Source organism: Paenibacillus lutimineralis, assembly GCF_003991425.1.
In the GTDB taxonomy this organism is placed as follows: Bacteria; Bacillota; Bacilli; order Paenibacillales; family Paenibacillaceae; genus Fontibacillus; species Fontibacillus lutimineralis.
In genome coordinates this window covers 4,468,047-4,480,076 of record NZ_CP034346.1, presented here as the reverse complement: position 1 = coordinate 4,480,076, position 12,030 = coordinate 4,468,047, and the positions used below count along the sequence as shown (strand labels likewise).

At 45.3% G+C, this 12,030-nt stretch carries 14 protein-coding genes and 1 pseudogene; 10 read left to right on the top strand and 5 right to left on the bottom strand.

The genetic code is table 11. The annotated features are described in order from the left end of the window. The first annotated feature begins 25 nt into the window (after window positions 1-25). The 3 genes from mutM to EI981_RS19855 are packed head-to-tail and all read left to right on the top strand — an operon-like array spanning window position 26 to window position 2,087. Window positions 26-934, top strand: coding sequence for a DNA-formamidopyrimidine glycosylase (mutM, locus tag EI981_RS19865; protein WP_127001126.1), 909 nt, complete (start codon window positions 26-28; stop codon window positions 932-934). Then, window positions 931-1,527, top strand: coding sequence for a dephospho-CoA kinase (gene coaE / locus EI981_RS19860; protein WP_127001124.1), 597 nt, complete (start codon window positions 931-933; stop codon window positions 1,525-1,527). The genes mutM and coaE overlap by 4 nt, the downstream gene beginning before the upstream one ends. After that, window positions 1,524-2,087 carry a lytic transglycosylase domain-containing protein gene (locus tag EI981_RS19855; protein ID WP_127001122.1) on the top strand — a complete coding sequence of 188 codons (564 nt, stop codon included), beginning with the start codon at window positions 1,524-1,526 and terminating at the stop codon, window positions 2,085-2,087. The genes coaE and EI981_RS19855 overlap by 4 nt, the downstream gene beginning before the upstream one ends. A 76-nt stretch (window positions 2,088-2,163) precedes the next feature. Here EI981_RS19855 and EI981_RS19850 read toward each other — a convergent pair whose 3' ends face one another. Beyond that, entirely contained in the window at window positions 2,164-2,382 is a 219-nt protein-coding gene (locus EI981_RS19850) for an alpha/beta-type small acid-soluble spore protein (RefSeq protein ID WP_127001120.1), read from the bottom strand. Window positions 2,383-2,532: 150 nt separating this feature from the next. Between EI981_RS19850 and nrdR the strand changes: the two genes are divergently transcribed. Beyond that, complete coding sequence (gene nrdR / locus EI981_RS19845) at window positions 2,533-3,000, top strand: transcriptional regulator NrdR (RefSeq protein ID WP_127001118.1); 468 nt, start codon at window positions 2,533-2,535, stop codon at window positions 2,998-3,000. Between the two features lie 772 nt (window positions 3,001-3,772). On the opposite strand, the pseudogene EI981_RS19840 reads toward nrdR, so the two are convergent. Beyond that, a pseudogene (locus EI981_RS19840) lies at window positions 3,773-4,419 on the bottom strand (transcriptional regulator). A 571-nt stretch (window positions 4,420-4,990) separates the two neighbouring features. Between EI981_RS19840 and EI981_RS19835 the strand changes: the two are divergent. The 4 genes from EI981_RS19835 (at window position 4,991) to pstB (ending at window position 8,558) form a co-directional block, all read left to right on the top strand. After that, window positions 4,991-5,929: a phosphate ABC transporter substrate-binding protein gene (locus EI981_RS19835; RefSeq protein ID WP_193556391.1), complete on the top strand. Its 939-nt coding sequence runs from the start codon at window positions 4,991-4,993 to the stop codon at window positions 5,927-5,929. A 76-nt stretch (window positions 5,930-6,005) separates the two neighbouring features. Next, window positions 6,006-6,905, top strand: a complete 900-nt coding sequence (pstC, locus tag EI981_RS19830; RefSeq protein ID WP_068780337.1) for a phosphate ABC transporter permease subunit PstC — start codon at window positions 6,006-6,008, stop codon at window positions 6,903-6,905. Beyond that, window positions 6,902-7,789 carry a phosphate ABC transporter permease PstA gene (pstA, locus tag EI981_RS19825; RefSeq protein ID WP_127001114.1) on the top strand — a complete coding sequence of 296 codons (888 nt, stop codon included), beginning with the start codon at window positions 6,902-6,904 and terminating at the stop codon, window positions 7,787-7,789. Before pstC ends, pstA begins: the two co-directional genes overlap by 4 nt. Window positions 7,790-7,799: 10 nt before the next feature. After that, on the top strand, window positions 7,800-8,558 hold the full coding sequence (gene pstB, locus EI981_RS19820; RefSeq protein ID WP_127001112.1) for a phosphate ABC transporter ATP-binding protein PstB: 759 nt from the start codon (window positions 7,800-7,802) through the stop codon (window positions 8,556-8,558). A gap of 158 nt (window positions 8,559-8,716) precedes the next feature. Here the strand turns inward: pstB and EI981_RS29295 are convergent, their stop codons facing one another. Then, a complete protein-coding gene (locus tag EI981_RS29295; RefSeq protein ID WP_193556390.1) occupies window positions 8,717-8,965 on the bottom strand; it encodes a hypothetical protein in 249 nt (82 codons plus the stop codon). Between the two features lie 354 nt (window positions 8,966-9,319). Between EI981_RS29295 and EI981_RS19810 the strand changes: the two genes are divergently transcribed. Further along, the gene (locus tag EI981_RS19810; protein ID WP_127001110.1) at window positions 9,320-9,949 is read left to right on the top strand and encodes a DedA family protein; all 630 of its coding nucleotides are present in this window, start codon (window positions 9,320-9,322) and stop codon (window positions 9,947-9,949) included. Between the two features lie 25 nt (window positions 9,950-9,974). Here the strand turns inward: EI981_RS19810 and EI981_RS19805 are convergent, their stop codons facing one another. Next, entirely contained in the window at window positions 9,975-10,154 is a 180-nt protein-coding gene (locus EI981_RS19805; RefSeq protein ID WP_127004843.1) for a hypothetical protein, read from the bottom strand. Window positions 10,155-10,375: 221 nt separating this feature from the next. Here EI981_RS19805 and EI981_RS29760 point away from each other — a divergent pair, with 221 nt between their 5' ends. Further along, window positions 10,376-10,492, top strand: a complete 117-nt coding sequence (locus EI981_RS29760) for a YjcZ family sporulation protein (RefSeq protein WP_227011505.1) — start codon at window positions 10,376-10,378, stop codon at window positions 10,490-10,492. A 74-nt stretch (window positions 10,493-10,566) separates the two neighbouring features. On the opposite strand, the gene EI981_RS19800 is transcribed toward EI981_RS29760, so the two are convergent. Next, window positions 10,567-11,514: a radical SAM protein gene (locus tag EI981_RS19800; RefSeq protein WP_127001108.1), complete on the bottom strand. Its 948-nt coding sequence runs from the start codon at window positions 11,512-11,514 to the stop codon at window positions 10,567-10,569. Between the last annotated feature and the right edge of the window lie 516 nt (window positions 11,515-12,030).

The window sequence follows — 12,030 nt, the reverse complement described above, 5'->3', positions numbered from 1 at the left end:
TGAAATAGATGAGGTGAAATAGAATATGCCGGAATTACCGGAGGTAGAGACGGTTAGAAGAACATTGTCGGAACTTGTTGTTGGCAAGACAATTCAGTCGGTTACGGTATCATTGCCGCGAATTATTCAAAAGCCCGATGATATCAGACAGTTTGAGATGGATCTTGCGGGGCATCGTATTTTGGAGATGGGCCGCAGAGGGAAGTTTTTGCGCTTTATTATGGACGGAGTTGTTCTCGTCTCTCATTTGAGAATGGAAGGACGTTACGGTCTGTATCATAGCAGTGATCCGGTTGAGAAGCATACGCATGTTATTTTCCATTTTACAGATGGAACGGAGCTTAGATATAAGGATGTGCGTCAGTTCGGGACGATGCATTTATTCGCGGCCGGAGATGAGTTCAATCACAAACCTTTGTCTAAGCTGGGACTTGAACCGCTGGATGATTCGTTTACGTACGAGGCTTTCCGCGATGTTATGGCTAAACGAACGACAAAAATTAAGGTGGCGCTCTTGAACCAGGAATATGTGGTGGGGCTTGGCAATATTTATGTAGATGAGGCGTTGTTCCGTGCCGGGATTCATCCTGAGACTCCAGCTTGCGAACTAAGTGATGATCTGCTTCGCAAGCTCCATACCATGATCTTGGAGACATTAAATGAAGCGGTTGAAGCTGGTGGGTCCTCCATTAAGTCCTATGTAAATGGACAGGGAGAGATGGGAATGTTCCAGCAATCGCTACGCATCTATGGACGGAAGGATGAGTCATGCGTAGTCTGTGGTCACCCCGTCGAGAAGACGGTCGTTGGAGGCCGCGGAACGCATTACTGCCCAAGCTGTCAGCCTTTGAAGCGGACAAGCATTAAAAGGACTAAATCCAAACATTCCACAGCTTCTTCGAATTCTAAAGTCGACGGTGAGGTGAGAGGATGAATATCGGACTAACCGGTGGGATAGCAACCGGAAAGAGCACGGTCTCTCATATGCTTGTGTCCTTAGGAGCAGAGCTGATCGATGCCGATGTCATCGCCAGAGGAATCATGGAGCCGGGGCACCCGGTTCTTGCTAAAGTTGCTGAGCATTTCGGAGAGGATATTCTGAATCCGGACGGAACTTTGAATCGCAAGCAGCTTGGGGCAGTTGTATTCTCGGATCCAGAGCAGCGTAAAGTGCTGAATGAATTGACTCATCCAGCAATCCGCAACGAGATGGCAGCGAGAATGAAAGCACTGGAAGCGGCTGATCCTCATCGCCTGGTCGTTTGTGATATTCCTCTGCTATATGAATCGGGACAGGAAGGGCTCTATGAGCAGATTATGGTCGTATATGTTCCAAGGGAAGTTCAGCTAGAACGATTGATGGAACGTGACAATCTTACTTTGGAACAGGCAAGTTCAAGGCTGGCAGCACAGATGGATATAGAATTGAAGAAGAGTAAAGCCGATGTTCTGATTGACAACCATTATGGATTGGATGAGACGAAGCATCAAATCGAGAAATTCTGGCGGGAAAAGGTTTCTATATGAGGTTGCTGCGGAAGAAGAGAGTGCTGCTTTTGCTGTTTCTTGGTTTTGTTGCCATTTTGTTTTTTAATTCCGCATGGTTATCCATGTTCTATCCGATCTATTATAAAGAAGAGATTAAGCAGCATGCGCAGGAGAATGGTCTGGATCCGTTGATCGTGGCTGCGATTATCAAGGCGGAATCAAACTATAAAGTAGGTGCCGAATCGAGGAAGGGTGCGCTCGGCATCATGCAGATTATGCCAGGCACGGCCGAATGGATTATTGATCAGGCTAAGTATGAAAAAGTACATCTTGATCAAGTAAAGAACGAGATTGATGTAAATGTCCGAATTGGAACTTGGTATTTGAATTATTTATCAGAGCAATTTGACGGAAATATAATTGCTGTGATCGCGGCCTACAATGCAGGTCCTACTCATGTGAAAAACTGGATTAAGAGCAAGAGATGGGACGGTCAGTTGAATACTGTCGACGACATACCTTTTCCGGAGACAAGGAATTATGTCCTTCGGGTAACTCATTATTATAAACAATATTCCGAGATATATGATGATTTTTAAGGAAAGCCTCGGTTACAATAGATAAGGAAAGCACCAAAAGGCTTCAGAGCCTTTCAATGCTTTCCTGAGAGGTTACTTATTTGAATTGGCCTGCCAATTGTTGTTCGGCGATTGTTACCAAACGTTTAGTAATGTAACCACCGATCGAACCGTTTTCGTAAGAAGTCAGGTTACCAGCGTATCCATCTTGTGGGAAATTAATGCCAAGCTCTTGAGCAACTTCGTATTTCATTTGCTCGAGTGCACCGGAAGCTTGTTTTACTACCAGGTTGTTAGAGTTAGAATTTTGCGCCATTGTTGTTCACCTCCTTGCGGTTGGTAACAGTATTATGCTCCGGTATTTGAAACTTCATTACTGATTTTTTTAGTTATTTATTGGTAGTCTTATTTCCAGTCTTACTTGCAGGAATAACAGTTAACAGAAGCAGAAGGGAGACATTTTTGCGTGAGATGTCCGTATTGTGACTATATGGGGACGAAGGTGCTTGATTCGAGGCCAGCTAACGAGAATCGCTCGATCCGCCGCCGTCGTGAATGTGAGAAATGCAGCCGACGTTTTACTACCTTTGAGATGGTGGAGGAAATGCCGCTCATCGTCATTAAGAAAGACGGCAGCCGCGAGGAATTCAATCGCGATAAGCTGCTTAGAGGACTGATGCGTGCTTGTGAGAAAAGACCGGTATCCGTGGAGCAATTGGAGTCTGCCGTATCCGCGGTAGAGCGTCAGATGCGCCACTCTGCGAACGCAGAAGTGGAAAGCCGTGAGATCGGCGAATTGGTCATGGAACAGCTGTATCCGGTTGATGAGGTTGCTTATGTCCGATTCGCCTCGGTATATCGTCAATTCAAGGATATTAACATGTTCATGAAGGAATTGAACAGCTTGCTCTCCAAGCCTGCGAGCGAGGAGTAAGCGGGAGGCCGCCCTCAAAGGGGGAATGTCATCGCACGACGGTGGTCAACTACATTCAGATGCTTATCATACCCACGAGATCAAGATCCGCGTAAGACAAGCTGTTCATTATAAAAGAGTGTTGCCTTAAAGTTCAGGCAGCACTCTTTTTTTATTTCATAACATTCTAACGGAAATCAGTGCCGTTATTTGTCTTAAAAGGCTCGATTTTGAATTCTAACGGAAATGGAGTACCTTAATTGAAGTTTTTCAGCAGAATAAGGGTAGACTATCCTTAAATAGAGGATCTGATTTCCGTTACAATCTCAAGAAGAGCGAATTCGGCAAAATAGAGGCTGTGATTTCCGTTAGAGCTGGCGCACCAACGACACCCACGCCCTAACTACACCAACGATACCAACAGCGCTAACATTACCAATGACACTAACAGCACTAACAGCCCACCGCTACCAACTACACTAACAGCACTAACTATCCCAACCCGTATGTTGATAACGCTGAGCTCCGCTGGTGATGGTGAGCTGATTTTGATCCACTAATCGATGAAGAAAGGGACTAACGGAAACCAGTGCCTTTATTTGGCCTGAAAGGGCGGTTTTTGAATTCTAACGGAAATGGAGTACCTTAATTAAAGTTTTTCAGCAGAATAAGGGTAGACTATCCTCAAATAGAGGATCTAATTTCCGTTACAATCTCAAGAAGAGCGAATTCGTCAAAATAGAGGCTGTGATTTCCGTTAGAGCTGGCGCACCAACTACACTAACTACACTAACTACACCAACCTGTATGTTCGATAACGCTGAGCTCCGCTGGCGATGGCGAGCCGATTTTGGTTCACTAATCGATGAAGAATCGATCTCTCGTATGCCGATCGGATAGCCGTAAATGAGCTGCAAGCTCTTTAGGAGTGAACGGCCGCGGCGTTCGACGAGCAAATCGTATTATTTCTGCTTCAACCCAGTCTAGCTGTGGTGAGACCTCCAATGAAAGAAATTTGCTTACGAAAGAAAGCACCAGCTGCTTGCAAACGCCGGGATCGTCACGGATAGACAGATAAGCAATCGGAAGGAAATACCAATCATCAAGGACAAGCAGGGCTTGCTTCATGCAGAGATCCTTAAACCTAGCAACCTCCACATCCCTGGCATGGGATCGATAACCATGAATCTCTATGCAGCCCTTAACTCCACCTGGCATGTAAGCAAGATCCAAATAGCGATACCCGTTATTGAAGTCACGTAGTTCATATTCAGGGTACAGGTGATCCAGATTGCCGACAGCAGGAAACCAGATCGAGCGCAAAAATTCAACGGTTCCATGTCCTAGCCCATTTTGCAATAGTTCTCTCCTTCTCGTACCCTTCTCCTCGTGAATTTGCTGTTGTAGCCACGCATCATAAACTGGTTCAAATAAACTCATCTTCTTCCCCCTCACCTCAAGAGTAATAAAAAAGCCGCCTCAACACATTGGCTCCTAAGAGCTGTGTGTCAAAGCGGCATGTGCTTCATGTCCGACATGTTTAAATTACCCTATTTATACAGATGAATCAAGAACAATAAGGACGTGGAAGAAAGCTGCTGGCAGGGGAACAGCTACGAGAACGATCAAGGCTGGCTGTCTCTCATCAGTCTACAAAAGGTCGTGAAAGTGATAGCTAATTGGTCGGCAGGCTGTTACGAAGCGTCGTCTCACTGTCCTATATCATGAATCTATCCTACGGAGAAAAGAAGGGGATGAGGTAAGACCGACTTCCGGAGGTATACAGACTGCGGAGTTCGAGTGGCTTTAATTCATATTTATATAGGAAAAGCGAATAAAGATATCAGTTATGCAAATAATGCAGCCAGAGGGCTGCATTATTTTTGAGCGACCGAATGACCGTGTCTTGAAGATCAATAATTTTACACTCCGTTTACAAAACGAAAACATGGCTTTGATAATAGGCTTCTATAATCAGAGTATACAAACAAATGAGGGGGAAACATGAATCATGAAAAAGAGTATGTTGTTGGTTTTAACGATTATTTTAACTTTAACGCTGGCTGCTTGTGGTCAAGGAAGCAGTTCTAATAATAAGACAGCGAATTCTTCGGACAACTCGTCTACAGGAAATTCCACGAACAGTGGCAACAAGACTGAGCTCTCCGGTTCTATCCTTGCAGTAGGTTCATCGGCATTGCAGCCGCTTGTTGAACAAGCTAGCCAAAGCTTCATGGATCTGAATCCGAAGGTATCGATTCAAGTGCAAGGTGGAGGTAGTGGAACAGGGTTGACGCAAGTATCCGGAGGACAAGCGGATATCGGTAACTCCGACGTATTTGCTGCTGAGAAGTTGGAAGCAGGTCCTGCAGCAGAGTTGGTTGACCATCAAGTTGCTGTAGTAGGTATGGCAACCGTAGTTAACCCAGAAATTACAGTAGATAATCTGACTAAAGATCAGTTAGTTAAAATCTTCAAAGGTGAAATTACAAACTGGAAGGATCTTGGCGGCGCAGATCAAAAAATCCAAATCATCAACCGTCCATCCAGCTCCGGTACACGTGCAACATTCGAGAAATATGCATTAGGTACGAAGACTGAAGACTTGGCAGGCGCGATTCAAGAGGATTCCTCAGGTACGGTTAAGAAGCTGGTTAAAGAAACACCAGGAGCTATCGGCTACCTTGCGCTCTCTTATCTTGATGACTCCATCAAAGCTGTGAAGTATGAAGGTGTAGATCCGACTGAAGATAATGTTGCGAATGGTACTTATCCGGTATGGGCTTACGAGCATATGTACACGAAGGGTGAGCCAAATGAAATCGTGAAGGCTTTCCTGGACTACATGACCTCTGATGAAGTACAAAATAAAGATGTTGTCGAGCTTGGATATATCCCAGCTAGCAAAATGCAAGTAACACGCGATATCGATGGCAACATCACTAAGTAATAATTGACAACATAATTTAAGTACTTAAGGAGGCGGATTTCCTGCCTCTTTAAGTGCTGTGTAAAGGGAGAGGTCTATGAGTCAGTCCGGTGGAAAACAAAAAGTCAAACAGCATGTTATCGAAGAATGGACCGGAAAAATATTAACCTCCTTTTGTATCGTCCTGCTCGTTGTAATTATTTTCTCCATGGTATACTTTGTGGCGACAAAAGGATTGAGTGCATTTTTTCAAAACGGAATTAAAATCAGTGAAATATTCGGAACGACCTGGAAACCGGATGGAGAGCCACCTCTTTTCGGTGCTTTGCCGTTTATCATAGGCTCATTCAGTACTTCCCTGCTGGCTGCTGTCATTGCTGCACCGCTTGGCGTCAGCGCGGCATTATTTATGGTCGAGATTATGCCTAATATCGGGAGAAAATATTTGCAGCCGGTGATCGAGCTGTTAGCCGGAATACCTTCGGTAGTATATGGCTTCGTCGGCCTTAGTGTTATCGTACCGTTCTACCGCACTATTTTCCCAGGTCAGGGTCTTGGTATTGCTGCGGGTGCGACGGTACTCTCGATTATGATTCTGCCTACCATCACGTCGATCGCGACCGATGCGCTCGCTTCTCTTCCGGCCGGACTGAAGGAGGGCTCCTATGCGCTTGGAGCGACTAGGTGGCAGACGCTGTCGCGTACGGTCATTCCAACGACGATGCCTGCGCTTATGACAGGGATCGTGCTTGGAATGGCGCGTGCTTTCGGTGAAGCTTTGGCCGTCCAGATGGTTATCGGTAACGCACCGCATATCCCTAAATCTCTATTTGAATCGACTTCAACATTGACGAGTGTCATCACACTCAGCATGGGTAATACAGTAATGGGCTCAATGCAAAATAATGTACTGTGGACGTTGGCGTTGATTCTGATGCTGATGACCTTCGTCTTCGTCTTTATTGTCCGCCGGCTTGAAAGGAGAGCACAGCGATGAGTGCTAAAACAAAAGATAAAGTAGCTACCGCCGTTATTGTCACTCTGGCTGGGATTATCGTCCTTATCATGGCCGGTTTGCTCGGCTTCATTCTGGTCCGAGGACTCGGACATGTCAGCTTCCACTTCTTGACCTCTGCACCGCAGACGATCAAGGAGGGCGGGGGGATCGGGCCGCAGTTATTTAATTCCTTATTCCTGCTTGTATTAACTATGATCATTACGGTCCCTTTAGGTCTTGGCGCGGGTATCTATATGAGTGAATATGCCAAGCCAGGTAAAATTACAGATACGATTCGTCTGATTGTCGAAGTGCTCTCTTCTTTCCCATCGATTGTAGTTGGCTTGTTCGGTTTGCTCGTCATTGTAAATACTTTTGGACTTGGCTTCTCACTGTTCTCCGGCGCGCTTGCCTTGACCGTCTTCAATTTGCCGCTGATGGTACGGATTACGGAACAGGGCATGTCCGGTGTTCCTGCTGCACAGAAGGAAGCGAGTCTTGCGCTCGGTATTTCCAAATGGAAGACGATCAAATCCATTATGCTGCCGATTTCGATGCCAGTGATATTGACCGGAACCATTCTAGCAGCTGGCCGGGTATTCGGTGAAGCCGCAGCTTTGTTATTCACGGCAGGAATGAGTAGTCCAAGACTGGATTTCACCAATTGGAATCCGCTCAGCCCAACTTCGCCGCTGAATCCTTTCCGTCCGGCTGAGACACTGGCTGTACACATCTGGAAGATCAATTCTGAGGGGCTGGCCCCGGATGCTCCGCAGATTGCCGCTGGTGCTTCCGCTGTGCTGATTTTGACGGTGCTTATCTTCAACCTGCTGGCACGCTGGGTTGGTCGTCTCATGCTGAAGAAATTTACGGCTGCGAAATAGGAGGGCTTCCATGCAAAATATAGAATTGTCTACAAAAGATTTGAATGTATTCTATGGTGAGAAACATGCGGTTAAGCAAATCTCACTGGACTTTGCCTCCAAGCAGGTCACGGCTCTGATCGGTCCTTCCGGCTGCGGTAAATCGACTTTCCTGCGCAGTCTTAACCGGATGAACGATCTGATTGAAGGATCTCGCATTACCGGAGAGATCTGGATCGGCAATGAGAATATTAATGATCCGAAGACTGACGTGGTACTGCTGCGGCAGAGGATTGGGATGGTATGGCAGCGTCCGAATCCGTTCCATAAATCGATCTATGAGAATATCGCTTTTGGTCCGCGCTATCACGGCATTCGCGACCGTAAGAAGCTGGATCAGATTGTGGAGGAATCATTGGTCAAGGCCGCACTGTGGGAGGAGACCAAGGATCGTCTACATCAGTCTGCATTATCCTTGTCAGGAGGCCAGCAGCAGCGTCTCTGCATTGCCAGATCGATAGCGGTTAGTCCTAGCATCATATTGATGGATGAGCCTTCATCTGCACTAGATCCGGTATCTTCGGCGAAGATTGAAGAACTGATCGCTGAGCTGAAGGAGGAATACTGCATTATCATCGTTACCCATAATATGCAGCAGGCCGCTCGTGTATCGGATAAGACTGCATTCTTCTTAATGGGAGAACTCGTGGAGTATGATGAGACGAGTATGATCTTTACGAACCCATCGGATCAGCGGACTGATGATTATATATCTGGTAGATTTGGTTAATTCGATATAAAATACAAGGACCCTCATTCCCGTAAAATGGCGTGGATAAGGGTCTTTTTGCATACGTGGCCTCTTTTTTGTTTTAAGTGGTTAGAGTACAATAGAGATTAGTTCTAAATGTTAGAGCAGCAAAGTTATTACCAACAATTCATATAAGACTAATGGAAGAATAACATCGTTGAACGATGGTCCATGGAGCCCGCGCGGTTGCGGATACCCATCATAATGTCCGTGTCCATCCCAGTTCCATGGGTGACCATCGTGATGCCCGTCGTGATGCCCGCCATGATGCCCCATATGATGTCCATGATCATGGCCGTGATCATGCCAGTGATCCCAATGATCATGACCATGCCATTGTCCGTCTCCTGGAGAACCAGGAAGGCTGAGGAACAATAATCCGCCATCAAGGTGGATTAGTTGGCCTTCATACGTTACACCGTCGATGGTTTGAACTCGGACGTTCCGATTGACATATTGTTTGCCGACGCGATGCATCTGGTCTCTGAAATCTTTAACGGATTTGACAGTGTTGGGATGAGCCTCATAAATCACTTGGTTTTGCCCTAATGCCATAGCTAATAACCTCCACTTGGTCGTATTTCCTTCTGGCTCATCATATGTAGGAAGGACTGGGGAGGTGCCTATATATTTTAGACTATGGTCCAGTATATATTTAAGACCTGAGACTGTTTAGAATAGCTGCATTTAAGTTCATACTAAGGTCTAACTCTATTGAACGAGCAGGAGATTGGATTCAAATGAATGTATTGGATTGGATAGAACGAATGTTTGAACAATATGGATATTTTGTGTTATTGCTCGGATTACCAGTTGATTTCATTGCCTTACCGTTGCCGCCAGGTCAGACGACGTTGACGTATACAGGATATCTGGTCTACAAAGGGGTGCTGGACCTGCTGCCTGCCATATTCATGGCCTATGCCGGTTCTGTCATCGGAATTACGGTGACCTATGTGCTTGGGTATCAGATTGGGGCCCCGATTATAGAACGGTTCGGGAAGTGGGTGCTGGTTAAGCCTGCCCATTTGGAAAGAACGAGAAGAATCTACGAGAAATACGGCAATAAAATGCTGTTCATTAGCTTTTTTGTCCCTGGAGTTAGACAATTTTTTGGCTATTTTGTTGGCATCATTCGTATTCCTTTTCGAACCTTTGCTCTGTTTGCCTACCCTGGAGCGGCGATATGGGTGCTTGCATTTATTGGCATCGGGAACATATTTGGCGAGCAGTGGCAGCGGATTTTTATGCTGGTTCAGCGATATCTAGGCTTTTTCTTCGCCGCTCTTGGCATTATTGTGCTGACGATCCTGATTGTACGCTGGCGCAAATGGTGGCTAAAGAAGCCTAATAATAAGCCGATGCAGTGACATGGCCCGAAAAGAGTGAAAAGCGTCAGACATTGTCTGGCGCTTTTTTGTGTGAGCTAGCTGTCCCCTTGTTCGGACTTGTTCCCTCTTCCTTGGCTTTTACGAGTGCCAGAAATGCGAAAAGACTTGCCAAGGTTTCAAATCCAGCCCCGATTATCGCCAAATCATCCGATGAGACCTCTTCTTCGTTAATGATATTCTGCATTCCGATCTGGTTAAGAAGTTGTGTCTGCCTCCTTCTTGGCAAGCCTATCACCTGCTTTAATGGTTTTACTGTATGGTATGCAGTAGAAGCAAGGTTTGAATAGGCAGGTCAGCATGCAGTTGATCGACTAAAGTCAAAAATATACAAAACACTAAAGTAGCCCGTTCGTTTAAGCTCGTCGTTTCATAAGATGTTCTATACTCGAAAAGGGAGGTATAGACATGTCAGGTTGTGGAGAGGTCGGCGGCATCGGCGGCGGAGGTCTGTGGGGATCCACAGGAGCCATTTTGGTTTTGTTTATTCTGCTCGTTATTATTACTAGTACGTTCTGTTTCTAAATAATTGCCAATAAAGAAGCAGGTCCTGTCATGACAGGGCCTGCTTTTTTGGAATTGGGCTATCGAAGTGGAGATTAGCTGTGTGAAGGGAACATGGCTTCTAATGCTGGGCAAGGCTGTCTTTCCAAGAAGTCGGCAAGTTTGTCAGGCATGTTCTTGTATATATCTTTAAGTACTGTGCCTTTATAAATATTACCGATGATCACCGGATAGCATAGCTCTGAGATCAGTACATCGCCGTTGCCGTGCAGATGCAATTGCTTCTTCCCTTCAATACAGTTGGAGAAGTAGACTCCTGGTTGTTCCTCAAAGCCAAGTTCTTGAGCGAAGCGATCCATACAGGTGAAATAAATAGTGCTGTCCTCTCTACGATGGGCAATGAGCTCTTGAACGGCTTTCTTCAGATCTTCGCGGGCAGCAATCGCTGACCAGCCACTATGGCCCATGCTGATACTGTTCTGGATTTCATGCGTACGCACACCAAGTGCGTATACATGATCTGCGATTTCCGTCAGATGGTGAGTTGTCTCTTCAAACAGTAGTGTCTCCAGCACAGTATCGAAGGAAGCTTGGGCACAAAGAGCGATATTTTCCCTTATTTTCGTATATACGCTTGGATGCAGCTTGTAATATCGGGAGAACTCTTCGGCGGTTGTGAAGTTAAAGGAGATATGAATCGTCGTTACTCCGGCCTCCTCTAATTGCTGCACGCGAGTGGCATTAAGCAGGCTGGCATTGGTGTTGAGTTGGGTCTCGATGCCATGCGTCGAGCAATATCTGACAATGTCCAGACAATCCTGATATTTCAAAGTTACTTCGCCACCGGATAGTCGTACTCTGCGAATCGTAGGGACATCCTGGAGAATGGAGATAACCTCTTTGGCGCCAATGCTCTGATTGTCATCCCGGCTATATGCACAGCAGTAGCTGCACTTGAAATTGCAGTTGGATGTTACGCCAACCTCAAGGGCTTCCAGATCATAATGGTTCGGATTTTCTAATTCAAGGAATTTATATTTCACTCTTACCGGCTCCTAAATAGATAGATTTGGTGTCGTTAGTATAACTAACCAACCTAAGTGATTATATAGCTTATGGAGCGGATATATGTATGAGGTTTTTAATAGGATGGCCGGGTGAAACCCCCATCTTTCAACCTATTGCGACAGAGCTAGATAAGTATAATGAATGGAGAAATATAGTTCTAATATATTATTTTACAAAAAAATAACACATTTTCCCTAAAATCGGCTATAATAAACATGTCATCAAAACTAAAAACATTATAACCTTATATTCATTACTGTCTTCTTTTTTTCCTCTTTTTTATTCATTAATTGTCTTTTCTTCGGTTTTTTCGCGTTGTTTTATTCCAAATTATCTCTCTATTTATGGCTTTGGTAGATTTATGGTGTATATAAATCCGTATTTCGGGTTTATATAGAATTTATGTGTCTGTGGAAGAAGTTAAGGTTTTAAACATCAGGAATGCAGGCATTTATTAATTATGCGCAAAAGGAGGGATCGAGCTCTTTTTT